This is a genomic window from Paenibacillus sp. FSL R10-2796, assembly GCF_037965315.1.
GTDB classification, from domain to species: Bacteria; Bacillota; Bacilli; order Paenibacillales; family Paenibacillaceae; genus Paenibacillus_AQ; species Paenibacillus_AQ odorifer.
This window is the reverse complement of record NZ_CP150178.1, coordinates 1,706,398-1,732,276: the sequence shown is the minus strand read 5'-3', so window position 1 is coordinate 1,732,276 and position 25,879 is coordinate 1,706,398. Positions and strand designations below refer to the sequence as shown.

General features: G+C 40.0%; 16 protein-coding genes, 1 pseudogene and 1 riboswitch. Of the genes and pseudogenes, 6 read left to right on the top strand and 11 right to left on the bottom strand.

Annotation, left to right across the window (positions count from 1 at the left end):
• The first annotated feature begins 4 nt into the window (after positions 1-4).
• From NST58_RS07930 to NST58_RS07910, 5 genes are all read left to right on the top strand, one after another.
• Entirely contained in the window at positions 5-1,342 is a 1,338-nt protein-coding gene (locus tag NST58_RS07930; protein WP_042185834.1) for an extracellular solute-binding protein, read from the top strand.
• Between the two features lie 85 nt (positions 1,343-1,427).
• Positions 1,428-2,324, top strand: a complete 897-nt coding sequence (locus tag NST58_RS07925; protein ID WP_042185833.1) for a sugar ABC transporter permease — start codon at positions 1,428-1,430, stop codon at positions 2,322-2,324.
• A gap of 16 nt (positions 2,325-2,340) precedes the next feature.
• Complete coding sequence (locus NST58_RS07920; RefSeq protein WP_076125501.1) at positions 2,341-3,174, top strand: carbohydrate ABC transporter permease; 834 nt, start codon at positions 2,341-2,343, stop codon at positions 3,172-3,174.
• 29 nt (positions 3,175-3,203) lie between these two features.
• Entirely contained in the window at positions 3,204-4,193 is a 990-nt protein-coding gene (locus tag NST58_RS07915) for a family 43 glycosylhydrolase (protein WP_076276597.1), read from the top strand.
• Between the two features lie 409 nt (positions 4,194-4,602).
• Positions 4,603-6,168 carry a histidine kinase N-terminal 7TM domain-containing protein gene (locus NST58_RS07910; protein WP_076276598.1) on the top strand — a complete coding sequence of 522 codons (1,566 nt, stop codon included), beginning with the start codon at positions 4,603-4,605 and terminating at the stop codon, positions 6,166-6,168.
• Positions 6,169-6,535: 367 nt separating this feature from the next.
• On the opposite strand, the pseudogene sigK (NST58_RS07905) reads toward NST58_RS07910, so the two are convergent.
• From sigK (NST58_RS07905) to NST58_RS07855, 11 genes and pseudogenes are all read right to left on the bottom strand, one after another.
• Positions 6,536-7,040, bottom strand: a pseudogene (gene sigK / locus NST58_RS07905) (RNA polymerase sporulation sigma factor SigK); the annotation flags it as partial.
• Positions 7,041-7,810: 770 nt separating this feature from the next.
• Positions 7,811-8,308, bottom strand: coding sequence for a hypothetical protein (locus NST58_RS07900; protein WP_076276599.1), 498 nt, complete (start codon positions 8,306-8,308; stop codon positions 7,811-7,813).
• Positions 8,305-8,496, bottom strand: a complete 192-nt coding sequence (locus NST58_RS07895) for an RHS repeat-associated core domain-containing protein (RefSeq protein WP_256718978.1) — start codon at positions 8,494-8,496, stop codon at positions 8,305-8,307. Before NST58_RS07895 ends, NST58_RS07900 begins: the two co-directional genes overlap by 4 nt.
• A 425-nt stretch (positions 8,497-8,921) precedes the next feature.
• The gene (locus NST58_RS07890; RefSeq protein WP_076276600.1) at positions 8,922-9,308 is read right to left on the bottom strand and encodes a DUF5071 domain-containing protein; all 387 of its coding nucleotides are present in this window, start codon (positions 9,306-9,308) and stop codon (positions 8,922-8,924) included.
• Between the two features lie 28 nt (positions 9,309-9,336).
• Positions 9,337-15,087 carry an RHS repeat-associated core domain-containing protein gene (locus NST58_RS07885; RefSeq protein ID WP_339247176.1) on the bottom strand — a complete coding sequence of 1,917 codons (5,751 nt, stop codon included), beginning with the start codon at positions 15,085-15,087 and terminating at the stop codon, positions 9,337-9,339.
• Between the two features lie 53 nt (positions 15,088-15,140).
• The gene (locus tag NST58_RS07880) at positions 15,141-17,003 is read right to left on the bottom strand and encodes an Ig-like domain-containing protein (protein ID WP_076220111.1); all 1,863 of its coding nucleotides are present in this window, start codon (positions 17,001-17,003) and stop codon (positions 15,141-15,143) included.
• A gap of 330 nt (positions 17,004-17,333) precedes the next feature.
• A riboswitch (cobalamin riboswitch) is annotated at positions 17,334-17,527 on the bottom strand.
• A 297-nt stretch (positions 17,528-17,824) separates the two neighbouring features.
• Positions 17,825-18,526, bottom strand: a complete 702-nt coding sequence (sigK, locus tag NST58_RS07875; protein ID WP_036675850.1) for an RNA polymerase sporulation sigma factor SigK — start codon at positions 18,524-18,526, stop codon at positions 17,825-17,827.
• Positions 18,527-18,733: 207 nt separating this feature from the next.
• Complete coding sequence (locus tag NST58_RS07870; RefSeq protein WP_339247172.1) at positions 18,734-20,593, bottom strand: DUF2264 domain-containing protein; 1,860 nt, start codon at positions 20,591-20,593, stop codon at positions 18,734-18,736.
• Between the two features lie 10 nt (positions 20,594-20,603).
• The gene (locus NST58_RS07865) at positions 20,604-21,740 is read right to left on the bottom strand and encodes a glycoside hydrolase family 88 protein (protein ID WP_339172204.1); all 1,137 of its coding nucleotides are present in this window, start codon (positions 21,738-21,740) and stop codon (positions 20,604-20,606) included.
• A 72-nt stretch (positions 21,741-21,812) separates the two neighbouring features.
• On the bottom strand, positions 21,813-23,621 hold the full coding sequence (locus NST58_RS07860; protein WP_312151332.1) for a hypothetical protein: 1,809 nt from the start codon (positions 23,619-23,621) through the stop codon (positions 21,813-21,815).
• A gap of 73 nt (positions 23,622-23,694) precedes the next feature.
• Entirely contained in the window at positions 23,695-24,837 is a 1,143-nt protein-coding gene (locus NST58_RS07855) for a DUF2264 domain-containing protein (protein WP_076308034.1), read from the bottom strand.
• A gap of 180 nt (positions 24,838-25,017) precedes the next feature.
• On the opposite strand from NST58_RS07855, the gene NST58_RS07850 reads away from it, so the two are divergent.
• Positions 25,018-25,854 carry an AraC family transcriptional regulator gene (locus tag NST58_RS07850; RefSeq protein ID WP_051490882.1) on the top strand — a complete coding sequence of 279 codons (837 nt, stop codon included), beginning with the start codon at positions 25,018-25,020 and terminating at the stop codon, positions 25,852-25,854.
• Positions 25,855-25,879: the final 25 nt, after the last annotated feature.

Sequence of the window (25,879 nt, the reverse complement as noted above, 5' to 3'; positions counted from 1 at the left end):
ACAAATGAAAAAACGCATTACATTAATCTCCATCGTTACAATCCTTATGATGTCACTAGTTTTGTCGGCATGTAGTAAGTCTTCCAGTTCATCAACGGAAACACAGCAGTTAGGCGCTGATGCCGGTGAGAATGCAACAGAAATGTCATTTTGGACATTCGTAGATTTGCATGGCAAGCATTTGGATAAAATGCTGGGGTTATGGAACCAACAGAATCCAGACAAACAGATTAAGTTGAATGTAACGGTTATGCCTTATGATGATATGCACAACAAGCTCTTATTGGCAGTTACAAGTGGAAAAGGTGCTCCTGATATTGCGGATATCGAGCTTGGTCAGTTCCCTAAATTCTTGGAAGGGGACAACGTTCCACTGGAATCTTTGAATGATGTATTTGCACCATACAAAGACGTTGTCGTTCCCTCACGTGTCGATATTTACTCCAAAGCTGACCAGGTTTATGGCTTTGATTATCACGTAGGTGCTACGCTTGCTTTCTACAACACGGAAATTCTCGAACAAGCAGGTGTTGACTACAAGATGATCAAAACTTGGGAAGATTACAATCAAGCAGGTATCAAGGTTTATGAAAAGACTGGTAAGTACTTAGGTACTGCTGATACATCCGCTACGTGGCAAGCCTCGCTGTTACTTGCTCAGCAAAACGCTGATTTTACAGATGAAAATGGCAATCCAAAAGTTAACTCCCCTGAGATGATTAAAGCATTTGAAATGTTAGTTGACCTGCAGAAGAATAATGTTATTCATACGATCCCAGGCGGACAACCCGACACAGAAGAAGCAAAAGGCGAATACAACAAAGGCAACTACGCAAGCGCATTGATGCCTGAGTGGTACATGTCCCGCTTTGTAAACGAAATGAAGGACCTTAAAGGTAAGTATGCAATTGCTCCATTGCCTGTATTCGAAGAAGGTAATCCTCGTTCCGTTGGCTTAGGCGGTACTGGCACAGTTGTTACTAAGACTGGTAAAGACGTTCAGTTGGCAAAAGAGTTTGTAGCTTTTGCTAAGCTTTCGAAAGAAGCTACTACTGAAATCTGGAATACACTTGGATTTGACCCAATCAATATGGAAGTATGGAAAGATGAGGCTGTAACGAAAAACCCTGATAACGAATACGTCCAGTATTTTAAAACAAATGCATTTGATACTTTGAATGAAATCAAAGACGAAATTAGAGCTATCAAATCCGTAAAAGCTTCACCGACGATCGGCAATGTGCTCAATACGGTTACTCTGAATGCGATCTTTGAAGATGGCCAAGACGTGAAGGAAGCTCTCGATGAAGCACAGGCAGCAATTGAACAAGAATTGAAATAAAAATAATAAGTAAATGGTTATGATTAAGCCTGTCGGCAAGAATGGTGCTCGACAGGTTTAGTCATAGTCAAGGGAGAGTGGGATTATGATAAAGAAATTTGTATACTCTCAAAAGGTTGCACCTTATGTATTTGTGTTGCCATTCATAATCATATTCTTGATATTCTGGTCTTATCCACTTGTAAATTCATTCGTAATGAGTTTTCAAGATAGGATGTTGGGACAGGATCCAAAATGGGTTGGTGAAGCGAATTATTCGAAGTTATTCACAGATAAAGTGTTTTTGACGGCTATTAAAAATAGCGTTGTATACATGCTAGGAACCTTAGTGCTGTTAATCCCTTTCCCAATGTTATTTGCAGTTATGATAAACAGTAAGTTAATGCTGGGGAGGGAGTTTTTTAAATCTTCGTTCTTTCTTCCTGCATTGACATCTGTCGCAGTGGCGGGTACTATTTTTCGCCTAACATTCGGCGAAATGGATGGTTCATTAATGAACAGTTTTCTAGGTCTATTTGGTGTAGAGCCTACTAAATTCTTGAAAGATGCAGAATGGAGTATGGCTGCACTATTAATTCTTGCATGTTGGCGATGGACAGGTGTTAATATGCTGTACTATCTATCTGGTTTGAAAAACATTGACAATGATTATTATGAGGCTGCTTCAATTGACGGGGCATCTGCTTGGCAGAAGTTCAGATCGATTACAATGCCATTATTGAAGCCGACCACGATATATGTTACGACAATTAGTGTTTATGCAGGTTTGGCAATGTTTACCGAGAGCTTAATGATGTTTAACGGTAACAATTCACCGAAAAATATTGGCCTAACTATAGTCGGATATTTGTATAGACAAGGAATTGAGAAGAATAAGCTCGGTTACGCTGCAGCAGTTGGTATCGTTCTATTAGTCATTGCTATGATTATCAATTTAACGCAGTTGAAATTTAGTGGAATGTTCAAAAAGGAGGAGGATTAAAATGGGCACTAGTCAGATGAAGAACAACGTAATTGCTAGAATAGTCATAATTAGTACCTTTATTATACTATTCGTTATAATTATGGTTCCATTCTATGCAGTGGCCCTCTCTTCCTTTAAACCAGGTGAAGCTTTAATAAGATATGGTCTTAACTTAAGTTTGAATTTTGAAATAATGAGTTTTGATAATTTTATCTATTTATTCACTGGACAACATGATTATTTTGTATGGTTTTGGAACAGTATGACGTTAACAATCATTCAGGTTGCTTTAACACTGTTTGTAAGCGCTTTTGTTGCATATGGTTTTGCAGCGTATGATTTCAAAGGTAAGAACTTCCTCTTTATATGTGTGTTGCTCATTATGATGGTGCCATTTGAAATATTGCTGGTTCCTTTGTACAGCTTAATAAATGATTTGCAAATGGTGAATAGCTATTCGGCAATCATTCTGCCGGGTATAGCTAATGCCGGGACGATATTCTTCTTTAGGCAATATCTCAGAAGCATACCAAAAGAAATTATTCAATCTGGGCGAGTTGATGGAGCAAACGAATATGCGATATATTTCAGAGTGATTATGCCGATTATGAAGCCTTCCTTTGCGGCAATGGCCATTCTGAATGGTATGAATAGCTGGAATAATCTATTGTGGCCATTCATGGTGTTGGGAGATCAAAATAAATATACACTGCCAATCGGTTTAAAAACATTGTTAACTCCTTATGGGAATAACTATGACCTTCTGATCGTGGGCTCCTTCTTCTCCATCATTCCAATCTTCATATTGTTTATCGCTTTCCAGAAATATTTCATTGATGGTATGACTGCGGGTGCTGTTAAAGGTTAGTATCTATTACTTATGAAATAGGTGATAAGATGGGAGTCCAACAAGAGGAGTTACGCGTCATTAAACCATTGATCGAGCAACGAGCTGATCCTTTTATATGCCGACATTCAGATGGTTATTATTATTTCGTGGCCTCGGTTCCAGAGTATAATCGGATTGAAATCCGTAGGGCACAGGACCTTGTAGGGCTTATTACATCAGCTCCTGTAGTGATCTGGAGAAAGAGAGAGACTGGCATTCTTAGTGCCAATATTTGGGCGCCAGAGCTGCATTTTATTGATGGAAAATGGTACGTATATTTCGCTGCCGCGCATACGTCGGAAACTACAGAAGGCTTGTTCGACCATCGGATGTATGTACTGGAGAATGAAAATGCAAATCCGCTCGAAGGCAGCTGGACGGAAAGAGGACAGGTTCGTACCGCTTGGGAAAGCTTCTCCCTCGATGCCACTACCTTTGAGCACAATGGTAGCCTCTATTACGTATGGGCACAAAAGGATCCGGAAATCGAAGGCAACTCTAATCTCTACATATCTAAAATGAGCAATCCGTGGACGTTGATTGGGGCGCAAACGATGATTACGATGCCCGAATATGACTGGGAGATCATCGGGTATAAAGTGAACGAAGGCGCGGCATTTGTTCGCAAAGATAATCGGGTATTCCTCACTTACTCTGCTAGCGCTACTGATTTCAATTATTGCATGGGCTTGCTTGAAGCCGATGCGGACTCGGATTTGCTCGATGCTGCCTCATGGCGCAAGTCGAAAGTACCGGTTCTCACGACTGATGAGAGCATCTCGATGTATGGTCCTGGTCATAATAGTTTCACGGTGTCAGAGACTGGCGAGAAGACGCTGTTTGTGTTCCACGCAAGAACGTATAAGCATATTGCAGGAGATCCGCTATACGATCCGAATCGCCATACATTTGTAGCGGAGCTGTTGTGGACGGATGACGGCAGACCTGATTTTCGCGGCTCTGTTGCGGCACTTGCACGTTCTGTACAATACGAATAGATCTGCAAGCGCTTCACAAAATTCTAAATGGATTTAGTTGACTTATGTCGTACATGGGGAAGCCTTTATAATTAGAAATAAAAACAAGTACCCATCCAATCGATGGGTACTTGTTTGCAATGCAATAGAAGTGATGAATTACGTAATGTTGTACTAACTATTTGGTGATCGGTATAGACGAAATAGTAATCATAGCATTACTGATTGGCTAAATGTGTTGCTACTGTCATGAGTGTCATGCTAAGTTAAAAACAATCTATTTCATGAAGCAATAATCAATACGATGTGGGTAGTACAGACATAATAGTGATGTGGACGGAATCCTGTAAATGGTTCAAGGAACAAATCAACATCTTATATTAATCGTGTTAACGTAAATATATGTATTGTATGAAAGTGGGTATACCTATTGGATTCGAAGCTAGCAGCATATATAACATTAGTTTGTACTTCGGCTGTTCTGAATTTGTCTATACTTGTCTTTACTTATTGGAGGAGACATTATTATACAAATATCGCTAATTTGTTCATGTGGAATACATTAACTTCAATGATTTATTGCTTTGGTTATGCCTTTAGCTTAACATCGACTTCGTTAGAACAGCTTAGATTTTGGAATATTGTACAGTATGCAGGGATGCCATTTTTCCCTCCGTTAGGATTAATGTTTGTCATGCAATATTTGGGTTATAAAATAACGAGAAAAAGAATAATCGCACTACTTACAATCCCTTGTATTACTTTTCTCATCAATGTAACTAATGAATCCCATCATTTTTACTATAGAATATATGATATCCATTCGGTGCTTGGGGCTCCATATAGTGAGATTGAGTATGGGGCATGGTTTGCCGTACATAATATTTACATTTTCTGTTGTATGTTAGCTGCGCTCTTATTGCTGCTTTCACGCTGGAAGGAAACCGTTAGTGTATATCGATCTCAATTATTTGCCCTCATCTGCGGTCAACTGCTTCCAATAATGACTGCATTTTTATTATTCATAGGAGTGACACCCGATGGTATCGATCCTGTACCCATGGTTATTTGGTTTTCTTCTGTTTTGTACCTTTGGTCTATTACCTCCTCTCGAATGTTATCAATAATGCCAATTGCAAAGGAAACGATCTTTAATAGTATGAACGATGGTGTCATTGTGCTTAATGATACCTATCAATTAATCGAATATAATCAAGCTTGTAAAAGTATGTTTAGTGAATTGGATCGATCAACGTTAGGGCAGCCATTTGATCAAGTTTGGTATATGCTAACGGATCAATCATTCCCTGTTCAATTAGATACGATCTCAGATAAATTGAATGTTACGATTCATCAAGGTAATTATATATATCAGCTACGTATTTCTATGCTTCAACAATCTAATAATAACTCTGGCTTACTAATTATATTTACGGATATAACAGAGCTACATACATTACAACAAAAGTTAGAGCATCAAGCCTATTATGATGATCTTACACAAATATACAATCGTCGTGCCTTTTTCCAGAAAAGTGAGCAAAGCTTAATGAAAGCAAAGGGTGAATTATCATCCTTTGTGATTATTCTATTTGATATTGATTTTTTCAAAAAAGTGAACGACACTTATGGGCATCAAACCGGAGATCAAATGCTAGTACATGTGGCTCAAATATGTAAGGCTGAGATGGGAGAACATATACTATTTGCTAGATATGGTGGTGAAGAATTTGTACTCGCTTTACCTGGTTATACACTAGCGGAAGGGGAAAACTTCGCTAATTACCTTAGATTTTGCATTGAACAGAAGCCTCTAGTTGAAAATGAAAAATTGGTAACGATTACCTCTAGTTTTGGGGTATCCGTAACGACAGGAGCTGTGGAGGAAACAATCCATCAACTTCTTCATAAAGCTGATGAAGCACTTTATGCTGCCAAAAGAGCTGGTCGAAATCAAGTGCGGGTTTTTAATGAAAAGTACGAATATGTGGAATAGTACAGCAAATTAAAATAGAGGCGTACATCGGAGCCGTGCTTAGTTTAGTAACTTGGTGGATTGAGAGCAAAATGCCTCTCAATCAAGAAGAAATATACTTATGAGTGACTGTTTCAACAGGATATAACAGTCAGTTATTCTGATATTGAAGGATCATATGCTAGTGATGCTATTAGGCAATTTACAGAAAGAGGAATTGTAAACGGTATAGGTATGAGAATTACCTGTATTTCGCTCTATAGATGTTACGGTGAACCGTATCATAAGTAGGGCGAACCCTATCTACACAAAAAACGACTCATCCTTAGACAAGTCGCTTTTCAAGTTTTATTATTAATGGATTATTACTGTGTAATTGTCATCAGTCCTACCGCTTCGCCTTATAAAACTCATGATACAACTTCATGAGCGCCCTCTTCTCTATCCGCGAAACATAACTCCGCGAGATCCCCAACTCCTTGGCAATCTCCCGCTGTCCTCTCTTCCCCGCCTGTATCCAGCCCAAACCTACCCACCACAACTTCTTTTTCCCGGTCATCCAGAATATCGAGGTTACGATAAATCTTACTCTTTTCGATCTTCAGATCTACTTCTTTAATGACATCATCAGCTTCGGAGCCAAGGATATCGATAAGTGTAATTTCATTACCTTCTTTGTCTGTCCCAATTGGATCATGCAGGGATACGTCTTTACGAGTTTTCTTCAAGGATCTTAGGTGCATCAGGATTTCGTTCTCAATACAACGGGCAGCAAAAGTGGCTAGCTTTGTCCCTTTGTTCGGACGATAACTCTCAATAGCTTTAATCAGGCCGATGGTGCCGATGGAGATCAGATCCTCCATGTCTTCTCCGGTGTTATCGAATTTCTTGAGGTTATGGACACGATGCGATGTCATTAACAGAGTACCAATATGATGATTTGATACAAACACATTTCCGCCATCCGGGGAAAAGCGGTTACGCTACCTGGGGACTGCCTAACAGTCTACTTCAACCTGGATATTGTGCACCATGGAGTGAGGAATCTCCAGATAAGGGGATTTATTCTTAGATAGGAACAAGCCTGATGCGGTTTCGCTTCAGGCTTGTTTGGTTTTTGGCGCAGTAGCGGAGGCATTTGTCCGGCTTGGATCTTCTGAAAGGTTGTAAGATTAAATCCCATGTTTCCCCAATTCCGTATTGTTCACTACATCCACAGCATATGCCGGAAGGATCTTTAGTTACTGAACTCAGGATAAACCTCTGGTAGCCCCATTTTCATTTTTAGGAATATACAGGATTAATGAATCTCCACAGGAAAGACAAAGAGACGAAATATCAATTTTACAACACGTGTAGAAGAAACAGAACAATATATTTATAAGAGGGTAATAAAGAAACAAACAAAAAAATTCTTAATATCGTATGACATAAATTAAAAAGTTTCTTACATATTGCATGCTTTTAATTTATCTGTGGACTATTAATCTTCAAATCAGATAATCAAATACTTGATTATGTGGGTGAGCAGAGGTTATGGGCAAGAAATGATTGACTCAACAAAAAGCGAGTTCAACTGTACCGCCTTCTCCTTTTATTATGTTTTTTAATGAATCTAAGGCTTGAACAACATAGCCATGACTTAATTCCTTACGTTCTAATATCATTTAGGTGTATCTGGTGCAAGAAACGCGGATAATCCCTTTGTATCTTGAGGTCGAGCTGTATGATTTGTATTGGTCATTGATCCACTATGATATATTGTCTGCTGTTTCTTATTTGAGGAAGTAGCTTCAGTTACAGATTCTCCCACTGACACTGCAGCCGTTATTCCTATAGTTTTCACCAATGCTTCATTTACTTTACCTGCTTGTGCACTAGGATATGGGACAACTGCCGCACCGCCCTTGACCACGTAATTATGGGGGTCAATCTTTGGAGCATTAGCAACTGCTTCTGCTAGATTTTTTTTATAGATATCAAGTAGTTGTGTTATGCTTCTTCCAGGGTTATTATTCTTAATGGTATCTGGAACAAATAAAGAGCTAGAATTGGTACACCCCCCAGTATGCGCATATCGACCATTACCCGACTCACAGTAATTTCCAGTTGGATCAATATTAATTAATGGATTATTATGAACATAAGTATATAAGTTCAAACTAAGCGGTTTTGAATCTGACCTTCATACGTATCTTCCGTTATAAATCGCCCTATTGAAGGATCATAATATCTAACCTTAAGATAGATTAGTCCCGACTCAGCATCTTGTAACTCTCCTGTATATTTGTATGGGTTGTCAAATCGCCTGAATTGACTGCTATTTTCATTAGTTTGATTTCCCCAAATATCATAGTCATAACTCTTAAGAGTCGTCTTTCTATCATATGCGTCGATAATTATGGTATGCGTGCAAACACGTGTTAACTTAGATATTTAGCATGGACATCGAATTTATTTTATTACAAACGTTTTATTTTCTTATGCAATTAGTGGATAGCATATCATCATTATTGTTACTCCAAATTTTTATTCGAAAGATAGTACCGATTGATTTCATGAATCTCCATTATTATTTTCTACACAAATTACATATCAATTGACTAATTATTATTTAATCTGCTTTAACATAGAAAAACTGCACCTCAAATTGTGAGTTTAGTCAACAATCGAGGTACAGTTCAGAGTGTTACACATGAGGTAGAATGTCTTACATTCTATAATTACTCACTCGTGTAATATTATAATTTAAACTAATATATAATGATTTAATTTCAAATTAACCTCTCCAAAATTTCCATTGTGATTTCATCTATACCTGCGTCTTTATCATCAAGAGTTGGATAAGTGGATAACCGCTGAAGATCTGGTACTAACTCCAATTTATCCCTCAAAGATAATTTATCAAACAATAGACTTAAGATAGAACACTTCCACAGACCATCTTCAGAATTTAAAATATCTCTAATAAATGGAACTAATTCTGAATTGAATTGTAATAGGATATCACTAATCTCTATTGAAATTGGCCAATTTGAATCTTGAAGCCATTCAAATAAATCAGGTAAAATCGTTCTAATAGCATCCTTATCACATTCCTGCAATATTTTCACACTATCGAAATCATGTTTATCTTTTGGTAATAATTTTCTAATGCTCATAATATTCCTCCAAATCAAAATTCACTTACTAATACTTAATACATATTTTTTGTAATAGTTTTGTTAGATAATACGGATTATCCGGTGAATTTTCTCTTGATGCCATCCATAACTTATGCTCATACGGGTCAACTGCAATAATAGCAACGTGACCAGTTGCAGGTTTATCAACAAAGGCATATAATTTCCCAGTTGCATTCACTGCTTCCATTGTAGTAAGAACTCCTTTTGGTTGCCGCGGTGCAAGAAAAAAAGACAAACCCAATGCATCTATTCCTGGTCGTGGCGTAAGGTTTTTATTACCTAAGCCATTATTTCTAAAAATAAGGCGATCATCACCAGATGGGTTCATCTCATCTACTTTAACTTGATCCATTGCTATTACTGATGTAATCCCTGCCGCTTGAATTAATCCCTTTAAAATAGAACCTCCAACTGAATTTGGATATGGTGCCGCCACTTCATTTTTTTGAACTTGAAAAACCTGAATATTCTGAGCTTTCTTTATTGCTTCCTCTTTCTCATTATTATAAATTTTCATAAGTTGAGTTATTGATTTTCCTGGATTTGAATTCTTAATATTATCAGGGATATAGATACTACTTGTACTTGTACATCCGCCACTATGAGCATATCTGCCGTTACCAGATTCACAATAGTTTCCACTAGGATCTGTATATAATAAAGGATTATTTTGGACATACGTATATAAATTTTGACTCAGTGGATTTGTAATCTGCCCATCATAAGTATCCTCCGTTATAAACCTTCCTATTGAAGGATCATAATATCTAGCCTTAAGATAGATTAACCCCGATTCATCATCTAGTAACTCACCTGAATATTTATACGGGTTGTCAAAGAACCTTAATTGATTACTATCTTCATTAGTTAGATTTCCCCAAATATCATAGTAATAACTTTTAAGGGTTGCCTTGCTCCCATCTGCATCAATAATTTTTACAATATCACCATGAGCATTATAAAAGTAATATCCAGCTCTTGAATTAACATAATCTTTTCTAAATAACAATTTACTTCCTTGAATATTTCTCGCTTTTGATTTCCCACTAGCATCAAGCTCATCAATAACTTTCCCATTCACATAAACATATCTAGTGAAGACTCCATTAACTGTTTTAGTTGCCCTCAATCCATCTGGATAATATGTGTAAGTAGCACTATCGTTACTATCACTATAAGCCTTTAATAAATTCAGACTATTATACGTATATTGTTTTGATTCCATTAAGAGATCAATTTCTTCTGAATCCTTTGAAGTTGCCCTATCCCCATTTGCATTATATGTGTAATTTTTGTTTGCAGAAGGAACAGGATTTTCATCCATTATTCGATTAAGAGCATCGTATTTATATCCCGCAATAACACCATTTCCATCAATTTTATCAATGTTTCCAAACCCATCATATGAATAAGTTTCATTGAAATTTGTTGTTGAGCTATCGTTTATACGATTGCTGAAAACTTCACCAAAGGCGTCAGTTACAGTTAATTGCTCAAGTGATCCTGGAAATGTGGTTCTAATGGAATTAAAATCGGATGAAGTAACATTTACATTAGTTACTGTTCCCATATCAGGATATGAGACTGTATTTATTCTATTCAAATTATCAAATTCGTAAGATACTTTTTTCCCATCAGGATAAGCAATTGTATTCATCCTATCAAAGCTATCATAACCTAAAGTATAACTAACTCCCGATACAGACTGTACATCTAGTCTTTTCCACTGGTCATAATGATATGTTATTTTATTATTCTCACTATTCCATGATTTTGTAATACCTCTAGTAGTAGAATCGTATTCAAACTGTTCCCAATACACCTCAGTTCCATTTTTAGTTATTGATTCACGCTCTTTTTGATTATCATGAGTATATGAGTAATTGTGTATTTGTCCTACTCTATCAGTAGCCTTATTCAAATTCCCATTTACTCCATACTCATATGTTTCTTTTTGATTACTGTTGTTCTTTTCAGATAGTTTCCAACCTATTTCATTGTATGAATTGTATTTTTGAAGGATATTGTTTCTATAAATTTCAATGACTTGTCCTAAACTATTATGTGTATACCTCGTTTCTTCTCCTTTAGCATTCATTATATAGATTAAATTGCCTTCACCATCATATCGGTATTTGGTTATATGGGTATTTCCATCTTTATCCTCAATTTTTTCAGATGAAATTTTCCCAGTAGGTGTATAAGTATAACTTTTAATTCTTAGCTTCAATCCATTTGGTGTTTTTTCAACTAATTTTGTTAAGCGACTATTAAAATCATAATATGAGGTTTCTTTTTTTCCATCACTAAATGTCTTTTCAATTGTATCCTGAGATATAGCTACATTATCCGAGCGCTCAACAACATTTGAATATAAATAAGTTGTAGTTTCTCCAATTGCATTTGTTTCTTTAACCACACGTCCATTAGTATCATATACAAATTCTACTTTTTTATTAGAGTCTCCGTAAGGCATTGTTTTTGTAACCATTACACCATCAGGTACTTCATTTGTATTAATAGTCCGTGTTACACCATTAATAGTCCGTTGTTGTTTTGTAAGTGTCCCAAAAGGTGTATAGAATTCATCATCAATTTCTCCATCTGGCATAATGGTTGAAATCTGGCGTGTACTGTTATTATAAATGTATTTCTTTTCTGTTAAAATACCAGTTCCATTATTAACTTGTCTTAAAATCAATCTATTCAAAACATCAAATGTATCAATAAAACTACTACCATCAGGATATGTAGTTTTTTTCAATTTACCGTCAAGATAATATTCATACCCTAAAGTTAAATCTTGAGCACTTGCTCTTTCTTTCAGTTTTACCTTTGTTGTCTCATATTTCACATTTCCTTTGTCAGTATAAACAAAATTAATTTCTGTATCATTATTTCCCAAACCAAATTGTTCACCCCTCATATTGGTTTTGATTTTAGTTGGTGCTTTATGGATAGCATCATATTGAGTGTATTCAGTAGTCTTCAGATCGCTCTTCATCACATTAGAAGGATTCTTGTAACTATATGTCTCAACTGTAATCCAAAGTTGATTTCGATTGTTAATATTAAAATCTGTATCTGGATAATAACTATTTTCTTTGGTTGTCTGAATATCTCCACCTTGCTCAGTATAAACTGATTTACTGAGTTTATGATTTGGCCCATTGTATTGCATAACCGCCATGTTACCCAAGTTATCACTTTGTGTTAAAATATTCCCCCAATCGTCATAGGTATATAGAGATGGAATTTTTTCTGAAATCGAAGTTATAGAATCGGGATTCATTAAACTATTAATATCATCTATTGAATTATTCGCTACAAATGTAGACTTTTTCTTAGGTTGAATTTGACCCGTATCATATTCGTATTGAGTATAAACATTATTATAAACTTTATAATAGTTATTTGATTGATCTTTTATCTTATAACCATATTGATACAATTCATTTCCATTTGGTGCGTTGCTTATCATGCTATAATCCATCAAAAATCTTGAACTATTTAAGTAATAATGTAAAGACGATACTTCTTTTTTTCCATCTGCAGCTGTTACTTTCTTAAGTATAGTTTGTTTATCACCGAAACGTGATGAATTCCTTAAGCGAGCGATATCTTGTTTATTACTTTTCCAAAATTCATCCACTTGCCACCCATGATCATTGTGTACATTGGAATAGTAATTAGAAATAATAATCGGTTTTGAATCCTCAGTGTAAATATAATCCAATGACTGAACTGGATGATAAGATACGTATTCTAATGCATATTTATCTTGGTATAATCTTGCTACTTGACCTTGGTTCATTAATGATGTGGAATTTCTCCATGCCGAGTCATAATTCGCATATGAAAATCTAGCTGTCAGGCCATTATAATACTGAATGTCCTTTAGAAGTAAATATGGAACTTCTCCGGAAGTAAGAATATTATTTTTTTGAATACTATTTGCTTCAAAATAAGTATTATCAGACCAGCCATAGCAATTATAAAAGTTATTATAACTAATATTTAATAATTCACCTGCCGAATTCGAATAGAATCCATTTAAAGGTGTATAAACATTAAAATTAAAATCAGCCAACTTCGTGGAGTCTACCCCATAGTAAGTATATTCTTCCATTTTCACTACAGCATTAGTTGTATAGTCATATACAGAATTTAAATTCCAATAAACAACATCTTCAGTGACATTTTGATATCCACTTGTTGTCCATTTCCTAAATGTAATAGTAGCCTTCTCTTGAGTTGTACTATACATTATTTTTTTTACTCTTACAGATCCATCATCCAATAATAGGCCTGAAATTACATTATTCGAATCCCTAAGTATCGTAATAATTCTTTGATACGAATCAGTAATAACAATATTATAATTATTCGTAGTTGCATCTGTATTGAAAACGTAGGTAACCTGGTCGCCAGTTGCATTGCTTTTACTGACAATATTACCCTGATCATTAAACTTGTATTTTATTTCATTGTTTAATTTAAGAATAAAGTAGTATTTAGAAACTCCATTTTCAGTATATGGCTCCTTACTAAGAACTACATTTTTATAAGGATAATTAAAGATCGTTAAATCATGAAATTCATAGGAATCTCCGCTTTCTAATGTGAAAACAGTTTTTTCATATGGCGTGATCATTTCTTTATAGGAATACCCATCTTGATAGCAAGGTTGTGGAGTATTGATATAGCAGGATGAACTTTCATGAGTGTTTACAACTTCCGCCTTTATTTCCGATTTTTCCATAACAGGAATATTTAAATTCCATCCTGCTGCTATATATGCAACACGATCACCCTTTTCTAGAGGAACAGCCTCATTGCCGCCATTTTGCTCATAGAATTTACTTGAAGTGCTAACTCCTATTTCTAACTTAGGCTTCAATAATTTACTATTTAAAGAATTGTAAGTTCTTTTCAAAACAATATCTAGATCCGATTTCCCTTTAATTTCAAGATCCACAACACTTCTATTTGCTGTCCGATACACGGAATCAACAAGATCATCCGTATTAACTTTGTAATTATATACGTTTTTAGATTCAGTGATAGTATACTTCTGATTAGTTGGGCTGCTAGCAAAGGTATTAGTAGCAGCATTTTTCTTGCTTTTCAAGGTATTGGCTGCCTGGCTCTGTTTTGACAGTTGTTCATGAACCTCACTTTTGTATATTTTCTCATCCGCAAGTGTAAGCATCGGTTTATGTTCATTTAAATATTTGGTAGGATTCTTATAATAATCTAAAAAATCCTCAGCCATTGGTACATATTGATACAATTTTGTTCTAGAGGTTTCATTTAGAGAAAGTAGGAGATTCACAGCTTCTTTTTCATCCCAATTAGAAGCTTCAAGTTTCTCAGTGTTGGTTAGATATTGAGAGAATTCTGGATAAAAATAAGCTGTTATTTGTTTCATTTCACTTGAAAATTCATCGAGGAATGATTTAGTCCGATCACTCGGTTGTACAGAAGGCTTTAAGAACTCTTTATTTCTCCTCAAGACTTTATCAAATATTGATTCAGAACCAAATTCATCTCCTATTAACTCTTCCTCAATTGGAGTCTCAAGATCCTCACTTTTTATATTTATGTTTTCTGAAGATGCTAAAGGCGTTTCTTCCACCGCTGGAGACCCTTCATTATAATCAGACTCAGCAAATACATTCTGAACAGTTTGTAAATTATTAAAACTAGACATTGTGATTAGCATTATTAATATTAAGAATATTATTTTTTTCACTATTATCACCTCAGTTAAATATTCAATCAAAATTTATCAACTTTTATATCAAGCTACTGTATTAACTTAGTAATCGCAGAAAGTAAATTTCCATTACCATCGTATACATAGTCGCGCCGATAATTAATATTCCCTTTATGAATAATAATTGCCGATAAACGATTATCGGAATCATAAATATATTCATTATTATGACTAGTATCAAACTTGATAACGTTTACTGGAAGACTTGAATAAGAATTCATTGATCCATTACCTAATTGACCAACCTCATTATTTCCCCATGTTATAACCGCATTTTCTGTAAGCGCTATACTATGTGATTCCCCTGCATCTATTTTCAATACATTAGACGCTTTCACTTTGGTAGGAGCAAGTTTTCTTTCAGTCGTGCCATCTCCAAGTTGGCCCTTGTTATTTCCTCCCCAACTCCAAACAGTCCCATCTGACTTTAATGCTAAAGAATAATTTCCACCACCGCTAATAGCGATTATATCTTTTAGTAGACCTACCCCATTTTCCCCTCTTACTTGGACAGGAAAACGACGTTCTATTGTAGAACCATCACCGAGTTGCCCATTATCATTCTGCCCCCAGCTCCATACGGTCCCATCATCTTTTAATACCAAGTTAAAATTATCTCCTGAACTAATTGCTTTAATATTTGTCATTGGAGGAGCATTATTCGGTCTCATTAGTATTAAACGTGGAATATTACTACCTACGAGGGTTCCATTCCCTAGTTGACCGTGATTATTGCCCCCCCAAACATATACATTTCCATTTGAAGAAAGTGCAATAGAATGTGTCTCACCAACATCTGAAGCTATGATATTCGTAAGAGGAATCCCATTTACTCCTTCGATTTGTTCAGGAATTGTAATTAACTCTGAACTATCCCCTCCTACTTGCCCATATTGATTATCTCCCCATCCCCATAATGATCCGTTCGATTTAACAGCAAGAGTATGATAGAATCTACTGCTAATATTATTTACATTTGATAATCCATAAATGGAAGTTGGAAAGACAGTAAAATCAGTCTGATCTCTAGCAGGACCCAAACCCAAAAACCCCCAATAATTGAATCCAAAAGCCGTCACTGTACCGTCAGTTTTCAAAGCATATGTGCTATAAGTACCACCAGTGATGCCTTTATTCATCGCAACCACATCGGTGCCAGCTAACTGTATTGGTTTATTACTAGATGGAGTTATAAAGTCTCCCAACTGTCCCATATCATTACTTCCCCATAACCATAAATCTCCATTTGCACCTATAAAACCACTCTTATCTATACCAGCATATATTTCCCCACCAACTTGTGCACTTTGAGTTAAAAATGGAACTAATCCATTAGTACTTTCACTTAAAAAAATAGATTTCATTAAATGCTTACCATGAGTAGAATTAATCACACTAAAATCATCATATGTGGATTCAACTACCGTTAAATTTTGATATGTAGAGTTTATTACAGAGTCTTGTTGATGACTCTCGTCACTAACAACTTTAAATTTAAGTATGTAATTGTCTTTCAATTTTTCTCCATTTATATTTGAAAGGGAGTACGGAGGTATATACAAAATATATTCTTTGGCGTTTTCCAAAGCAATTTGCGGGGTTATTATTAATTGATGACCTTCGATCGATTTCGTTATATCTATCGACTTGTTACTATTAATATCCACTAAATTAATCAAATTAAAGAATTGACCTTCGCTAATACCCTGATCAAATTCCACATTCAACGGAGAATCTTCTGATAAATCAATTGTTTGTTCTTCTGGAATCAATTTTAATCCAACAAATGACTCTTCTGATTTATTTATACTATCAGCATTCACATAAGATATAAGGCTATAAGATGCAATTAAAAGAAATAAGGCAAGCAAAAGTGCATTATATTTCTTCATATTTTTTCTCTCCTATCAAATAAATTCGCTCTCACGAAAATGTACAACTGATAAAATCAATTGTACAGTATTATTTAACAACTGATTCTATTTTGCCGCGGTATAAATATAGGAGAATTATCGATGGTGATACAACATCAGTAACCACTAATAGTACATGTCAACAGCAGCACCTCTGAAGCTAACAACGAAACATTTTCCGTATTTATGAATCTTTGAAATCCATTAAGAATGAACATAATTGATTCAATATCACTCTAATAAAATAAACAGTAAAGCACCAAAAAAAAATTTGGACATGACAAAAAACACCTCCCCCATCCTCGTGGGATCTCTGAATTTATTTATGGCAGGTATTCTGACTTCGCAGTTTATTAGGAATTACACCATCAACTGTTTTTAAAGTTAACAATGTAATTCTTAAGTGCGTTCACAGTGGCGGGACCGCGTTGGAATTTCACCAACATTCCCCTTTTAAGTCACATGGAAAGTTCTATGTGATCACCATAAATATTTATTTGAATAATATACCATGAAAAGAAAAATGTTCATATCAATATTTCTAATGACTTTTTTAACATTATTTTCACATGAGATTTTGCATAATTCATATTTTGTTACAGCGTTATGATCAGTCCGCAGCGAAATATCAGTGTTGTGTGAGCTGAGCAATAAATGGGCAGACGGGCAGTTAAATTTCTGAATATGCTTTTTTTATGTTCATTTAGCCCAACTACTTGAATTAACAAAAAAAGCAACCCCCTTGTTGGCAAGTCGCTTTTAACAAAATCTATTGTGAATCTTTAGTTATTTCTAAGACCCTACCGCTTAGCCTTATAAAACTCATGATACAGCTTCATCAGTGCCCTTTTCTCTATCCGCGATACATAGCTGCGACTGATTCCAAGCTCCTTAGCAATCTCCCGCTGTGTCCGCTCTTCTCCACCTGTATCCAATCCAAACCGCCCAACGACAACTTCTTTTTCCCGGTCATCCAGAATATCAAGGTTACGATAAATCTTACTCTTTTCGATCTTCAGATCTACTTCTTTAATGACATCATCAGCTTCGGAGCCAAGGATATCGATAAGTGTAATTTCATTACCTTCTTTGTCTGTCCCAATTGGGTCGTGCAGAGATACATCTTTACGAGTTTTCTTCAAGGATCTTAGGTGCATCAGAATTTCGTTTTCGATACATCTGGCAGCAAAAGTGGCTAGCTTTGTGCCTTTGTTCGGACGATAACTCTCAATAGCTTTAATCAGGCCGATGGTGCCGATGGAGATCAGATCCTCCATGTCTTCTCCGGTGTTATCGAATTTTTTCACTATATGGGCAACGAGCCGCAAATTATGCTCAATCAACAAATTGCGGGCCTTGGCATCTCCCTCAGCCATCATCCCTAAGTATCGGCTTTCCTCCTGCTCCGAGAGCGGTTGTGGAAATGCATTATTCCTTACGTATGATACCAGCAGCGTCAGTTCTTTGATCAGCAACGCAATCGTGCTTAAGAATCCAGGCAACTTGGCGACACCTCCCGCACTTGTACAATGAAACCGATCTGTTTGCCTTACGGGTTCATGGTCATCCTTATTGTATGTGGGCGTGCGCCTAGAAGTGCCTGTACGGGGGAAATTGTACAACCACAGAAATTTATTTTTCATACGAGAAATCAGTCATACTCTACTCAATTACTTGTCTTTTTAACACAATGTTGTTAGCGGTAATTCTCACTCTCTTTTGATAATAAATTCCGCTTCACTAGACGTAAAAACCTTTATGATGTCCTTATCAAAAGTAACCTTCAAAATAGACTCAGGTGATTGTTCAAGAATACCACCGCAAGAATCTCCCGACGGATCACCGTATACAGCCGAAGCCAGCCAGTGGATTCCAGGCTCAAGGAAAGTCGTCAGTGTAGGCAAAACAGTCCGGGGATGAAGCAGGTTTGTGTTGGCATTAGGCCAAATTAGCTCAGCCTTTTCATAGCCGATCAAACCCTTGACTCCGCTTGTTCCCCATGCTGTAGATACTGCGGCGGTTGTAAGGCCGATCTGCTGTTCCACCCCCGCTTCCTGACCAAGTGCGAAGCCGCCCTCTGCAGCGTCCAACGGTCGTCCGGTCTCGATCCGGTGTATCCGAATATGCCAGGGCAGCCCAGCAACGATCCAGGTCCGAACCTCCACATTAGTCCATGGCTTCCAGACGGAGTGCAGCACATTGTCCACAATTTTTGACTCCATATTCCGCCGTCTGACCCGATACAAGTTGTCCCCGCTCTCACTTAGAGCGAGCATGGAATCAAATGCCCCTTGAGACAATCCCCATTCGGAGCGGGGTACGCTGAACCCGAAGCCTGTTGAGTATACGAATTTCTCATACTTGGCAGACGTGTGGGTATGCTCATTCGTATATAGATGACCACTGTTGAAGGCAGCGACATGGCCGGAAGCAGGTTCGCGGACAATGACAAGATGCGCAGGTTTCTGGACTATAACTGCAGGAATATCCGGCAGCGGCAGTTCCTCTTCTTTCCAGAATGGATGCTCCGCGCTGAGAGCCAATGGCAGGAATGTCTTTAACGCCCAGTAGGGCGAACCGGGAGCGTTATAATTCTCCGCCATGACCAAGTTGGGGTAGGTATAACCAATCGTCAGAACGCCTCCGGCATCAAAGATCGGTTGGCTGAACCACCAGCGCAAATTGCGCAGTACTAATCCTTTGACCACACCTACAGGGAATACTTCAACGCCTGCATAGACGAGTGCGCTCCAGAAAGCAGACTGGGCAAAGCGGTAGGTTAAGCTCCTTCCATAAGGAAGGGCAGATCCGTCCGGAGCGAACCAGCCCAAGAATTCGGTGGCAAAAAGCCGGGCCCGTTCTTTGAACACCTGTGAACGTTCCGGGTCCTCCTGTTCCATCAGCTTCGCGTACAGTAACGCATAGTAATGGATGGCAAAAGGAACATAATAATCGCTATGCCCGTTAATTCCATCACTGTACCAGCCATCACCCAGATAAAAATCATCCATTCGCTTCAGATTGTTCTCTAGCTGCTCCGCGTCGTAGGGTCGGCCGATTCTGCGGAATCCGACATTAACTAGCACGTTGAAGAACAGCCAGTTGCAGTCATAGCAAGGATGGGAATTAATCTGATTCAGCCAGCTGTACAATTGCTCCTGTTCCTTCTGGGTAAGTGGTGACCAGATCTGTTCAGGAATGGCGGCTAAGGCGAAACCGAAGACCGCCATCTCTACCAGACGCTGGTCATAATCTTGAACTTCACCCCAGTATTCTTCATGGGCAGGATCCGTGCCGTGGCGTATGCCATCCAGCACAGTATCCCAAAGCCCGTTTTCTCCGCCTCCCATGAGCAGGGGCACTAAGCCCCACAATACCCGGGAGAAACCTTCCATTTCTGCAGTTGCTGCTGAATAGCTGGCTCCTGTTCCGCCGATTGCCAGCCGTGCGCCGCCTCTGCTGTAGAGCGGCCGAAGCGGATCTGTAAGCTGTTCAAGAGCAGAGACCAGATCCTCCCGGGTCTTTAGCGGATTTTTAGCAATAGTCGTAAAAGTCTTTTCAGTCTGCATTATATGCCCCCTATTCCCAGTAGAACGGTCCGGCATCTTTTAGCCGGGCTAGCGCTTCGACATAGAAGAAATCACCATAGATAAGCGGAACATCTATATTCCGATCTTCAGGATAGTTACTCGTACCATGAAGCAGCAATCCTTCTTCTTCTGCATTGTCCCAAGTTCCATAATTCCGATAAAGGGATTCAGTAATTCTTATAGCCCCGTTCCGATACACATGAGCCTCCGAGTCGTCCACCTGGCTAGCTAACAACAGCAAGCCACTCGCTGCACAGGAACCAGCAGAGCTATCACGAATCTCGCCAACTTCACCGGGAGCACGGAAATCCCAATGTGGAACGTGATCTTCGGGCAGACGGGTCAAGAAGAAATGCGCGACCTGCTTGGATGCATTGAGGTAACTCTGTTTGCCCGTATGATGATAGGCCAATGACAGTCCGTAGAGCGCCCAGGCTGCCCCGCGCGACCAAGCCGACTCGGGCGCATAACCTTGCCCGCCAAGCTTTTCAACCACTTCGCCCGATTCCGGGTTGAATTTGACGATGTGATAAACCGAACCATCCGGCCGGATGAAGTGCTCCAGCACCGTATCCATATGCGCCTCAGCGATATGCCGATAACGTGGATCCCCTGTTACTTCGGAGGCCCAAAAAAGCAGGCTGGTATTCATGCAGCAATCGATAATGGCTACCCCGCTGTTATCCTCGCCTTCACTCCATGGATTCCAGGCCCGGATGTAGCGTCCTTTCAGATTGAAGCGGGCCGCCAGATAGTTGGCTGCCTTCAACGCCCGGACTCGTGATGCTTCTCTGCCCGTGAGCTTGTAGTTCGCAACACTGGTCAACAGCCACATAAAACCTAGGTCATGGTCCAGCTTCACATAACCATCCAGCACCTCGTCAAGCCGTTCCTCACACTGCTCAGCAATCGCTTTCAAATCCTCATCACCACTCTCAGCATAGAGCTGCCAGAGCATTCCCGGCCAAAAGCCAGCCGTCCACCAGTTTGGTGCTTCAAGCACGTATTTGCCGCCTTGACTGGCATGGGGGAATTCTGCACCGATTCTCCGGCTGTTCGTTCTAGTCTTCTCCAAGGCTTTGCCCCAAGCCTCGTCTACCCAAGCTTGCTTTACTAATCTACTCATCTAAATCCCGCCTTTATTCGAATTAGCCTCTACCCTCTGATAGAGGATTTTTTATAAGCTCAGGCCCATCTTTTATAGAAATTGAAAAGTGAATGCCAGTTTGCCCACCGCGCCAAGCTGAAGCACATGGAAGTCCAGACTATACCAGAGCTTCTCCATGCCAAAATGATCCCGGTACATATGCACAGTAATCTCCAGCTCAACTTTCAGCGAATCGTATGTCACTTCAACGCCGCGAGCCGTAGTCCCCGGCAGCAGCAAGGTACCCGGATGAAGGAGCTTCGGCTCACGCCAGGTGACAAACCGCTCCGTCCAGCTCGCCGGAATTCCCGCATACCGGTAAGTGTCTGTCAGCTCCAGCCGTGGACATTCCTCTTTATGCCAGACGAACGAACGGATTAAGGACTGTAGTCCTGTTACCTGATACGCCTGTGTCAGATCCAATGTCAGCTCATCATTCTCCTCCGCCGATGCATGCAGCACTGTGGAGCTGAACGCCCGACCGGCCAGCTGATACTGGCCATCAATGATCGGCAGCGAATGGCCCTGCGATCCATTGCAGTCATACTGGTAACGGCCAGCCCCAAAATAATCAGCGGTATACTCTCCGCTTCCAAGATCGGATGCGTAGATCTCTCCCCGGCCGCTCAGAATGAAATGTCCCAGATCATTATGGTTATGCGGTTCAGCATTGTGCCCGCCCTTGGCTGCGAATCCGAATGAACCCGCCTCCGACACATAACGCGAGACAAGCCAAGCGGCATCAGGGAGATAATAGCTGGCGGCTTGCCAAGCTTCGTCCTCCTTGCCAGCCGTCGTCCAGATCAGATTGCGGAAAGCCGGTGCAAAGCGGCTGCAATGATCTTCAGTGTAAGGAGCGCGCAAAGCGGATGGGGGGCGTTCGACATCCGTACAGACTTCCGCCAGATAATGAGACAATCCCATATGTACTAGCACCTGAGGCACTGAATCAGAGAAATTGGCTACATGACTTCCGTCAATGAAACATTTTTGTTGGAAGCGCGCGATTTGCGCTACCTTCTCTTGGTTGAACCAGTCCAGTCTGCCTGCGCTTCTGGAACAGAGGAGATCGCTATAATAAGTGAAATAACCAAACCCATAATTCCAGTATCCAAGGCCTTCCAGACAGGCACCGTCCTCACCGAACCCTTCCAGGTAATACAACATGGCGCGCTCTGTCCTCAGCAGAATATCCGCAAGCATGGCTGGGTCCTCCACAGACAGCAAGGCAGCAGCCCCGATTGATCCCGCACAGACCGCTGCCCAATTATGCCGCGCTGTCTCCCAATCATAAGGACCATTTTCAAGAAATGGACGAAACAGTCTTCGCTCTACTTCATGGTGGATTCGGGATCTCAGAAGCTGCGAAAGTCGTTCCCCGAGCAAAAGTAAAACTTCACTTAAAGTAAATCCGGTCTCGGAAGAAAACAGATCAATATACCGGTTGATATCAGCTGCATTATGATCCGCTGGGAGGTGGGCCGGAAGACACCAGGTGTACTCATCGCATATAGCCCAGAGGATGTCCTCCAGCTTCTCCAGTACTTCCGGATGTTCCGGCTCCAGCAAAGCCAGAAATACATAAGTATTCAGCCTTCTTCTCCGTTCAAAATAGACCCGTTCATATTCCAGCCTCGAACCCGTACGCGAATAAATGGAAAATAACGTATACGACAGTTCAGGTATAGACTGCCCGTCCAGCCTTACCGCCTCCGCGCGGATCTCGCTGATATCTGCCTGTAGTACTCCCGATGATAACGCCCGTTTCCAAAAAGCAGCCGCATCCCCCTTTGGATAATACAAGCTCAGATCGACTGGCTTCATTTCATGCACTATTTCCAAAAGCATCTGTTTATTCATGCCTTTTTTCCTCCTTAAAGGTCAGTCAGATCCGCGAAGCATCTTATTCTTCACTAATATGGCTGAATACTTTTTATTCCAAGGCATGATCTCTCATAACATCCTCACCGGCTGCAATTTTTAGTGAAGTCCATTTCATCTCTTCCCCTGACCAGAATGGATCAGAAGGGAGCAGCCCCAGCGGGAGGAATACGGAGGCGCATAAATAAAGACTGCCTGTATTGATATAGCTCTCCGCAAGCTCCGGCTGATAACCGTATACCCCCGGACGTAGCCATCCGGACTCATCAAGCGTACCCGGATATTCCATAATTCGCGTAATCACAGCTGTCAAAGCGCAGCGTACCTGTGCAGGAGGCAATGCTTCCTCCAAAAAATGCTGCAGCGCCGCCTGCGACAGCAGTTGAAATGCCCCAAAACGGTAAACGATCGAACGCCCGATAAAGGGATAGGTTCCATCCGGTGCAATGATCCGTTCGAGAACAGTAGCGTATCGCTGTGCCCGTTGCTGAATCAGCGGTTTCAATGCGGAATATTGCTCCGACTCCTGTTCAAAAAGTGCTACCACATCCACCAGCATCGGCTGAATAACAAAGCTGTTGTAATAATCCCAGTGAAAGTCCTTGCCATCCCCGTAAACTCCGTCGCCCTTATACCAATCCATGAACATATGGACCGCATAACCAACGCGCATCCGGTCATATTCAGGATCGCCGAGTATATACAAAGCGGCTTCCACCATCGCGCTGAACAGCAGCCAGTTGCTGCCGCTTGGCGCTGTCCGGCGTGTCTGCTTCAGCGCTGTTATTACATTGCCTTTGACCCGCGCACTCAGCTTGCCGGCAAGCTGCTTTGGTGCACGCACCAGCGCATGTGCCAGGAATGCCGCATCTACCAGCGGTTGGCCTTCAGCCTTGAATTCCATATAGTCAGGTGAATTCGGATCAACAGCGGCATCAATGGCTTCCAGCATTAGCCCGGCATAACGCGCTCTAAGCTGTTCTTCCTCACCCACAAGTCCCTCTAGCTCAAGCCAAGGGGCCATTCCGCATGCCAATCTCGCAAAAGCCTCCAAATGGGCAAACTGGCTCCGGTCACTATGAAACTTAGTAGGCAACTGTTCCTTTAATTTCCGCTCAGCCAAAGCATTCAGCACAGGCCCCCCGATCAGCAGCATTGTATCCAGCCAGTATTTACGCTGTTCCTTCCCATTCATGCACAATTCCACCCTTTCAATTGCATCTAATCAGCTACAGCTACTTCTCTTGCCTACCGCCTGAATCTTGTTATATTGCGTAATCTTCTACTATAGTTTAGTGTTGTATTATTGCAATGTCTTTGCGAATAATGATGTTTTATTGCGTATATTGTGATCAATCTGAAAGGGGCAGTTCCAATGAAGCATGCCCAGTATTATGAGCCGTTCGATGGAGATATTCTGGCAGGTATCGGAAATTCGCCGATCTCACCTACCAGGGATTTCCACATCCATGACCACTATGAAATTTTCCTGTTCTTGGGCGGCAAGGTGAACGGTTTTGTAGATCAGTTCAGCTATCCCCTGCAGCGGGGCAATGTCCTGTTGTTCAACAATCACGAGATTCATAAAATCATCAATTTATCTCCGGAGCCCTATGAACGGTTGACAATCCATTTCAAAGCTCCACTTGTCTATCCCTTCTGTACCGCAACTACAAATCTGCTCGCTTGTTTCCAGAACCGCCAGCCCGGAGAGCATAATCTCGCGCAAATGGATGAACCGCTGATTGAAGAGTATACAGTCCTTGCTTCCCGCCTGATTGAGACATTAGAGAATCAGCAGTACGGGAGTGAAGTTCTGGCTCTGACCTACCTGGTTCAGATCCTCGTCCTCATCAATGAGCTGTACAGCCGCACCCGATCTACCGTGCCCAGCATCATTTCCTCACATATTCAATCAGCCATGAGCTATATCGACAACCACTTGCATCTAAATCTGTCACTGGAGCAAATCGCTGGAGAACTGAACGTCGATAAATATTATCTCAGCCATCTGTTCAAACAGCAGACAGGCGGAACCATCTACCGTTACGTCTTGCTCAAAAAAATTGCGTTATCCAAGCAGCTCTTGTCCGCCGGGAACTCCGTATCCGATACCTGCTATCTGTCCGGCTTTAACGATTATGCCAATTTCATCCGTACCTTCAAGAACATCACGGGCATTCCACCCGGAAAATATAGTAAAAGAAGCTGAGCTTTAAAACTCAAATTCAAGGATT